This window comes from Nocardia paucivorans NBRC 100373 (assembly GCF_000308675.1).
Taxonomy (GTDB): Bacteria; Actinomycetota; Actinomycetes; order Mycobacteriales; family Mycobacteriaceae; genus Nocardia; species Nocardia paucivorans.
This window is the reverse complement of record NZ_BAGE01000070.1, coordinates 1-277: the sequence shown is the minus strand read 5'-3', so window position 1 is coordinate 277 and position 277 is coordinate 1. Positions and strand designations below refer to the sequence as shown.

Sequence of the window (277 nt, the reverse complement as noted above, 5' to 3'; positions counted from 1 at the left end):
CCCCGACAGCCCGCGCCCTGGTGCTCTCCGACACCGGCACCCGCGTCAGCCGGGGAACCCGAAGCTCCGCCCCACGCACCGCCACCTGCGGCTCCGCCGACCGCACCACCTCCGCGATCCGAACCGCATCCACCGGATGAGCCGCATCCTCGTCGACCAGAACGAACCGCCCCGGATGCTCCGACTGGGCACTGCGCACCAAACCCCACACCGCAGCCGCCACCGGATCCGGAACCTCACCGAACACCCCCACACCCTCGGTGGTCACCACCACCAA

Annotated in this window: 1 protein-coding gene; it reads right to left on the bottom strand. The window is 71.5% G+C overall.

Annotation, left to right across the window (positions count from 1 at the left end; translation table 11 throughout):
• Positions 1-277: SpnB-like Rossmann fold domain-containing protein (locus tag ON32_RS23295; protein ID WP_040793158.1), on the bottom strand; the 277-nt coding region annotated here is incomplete at both ends.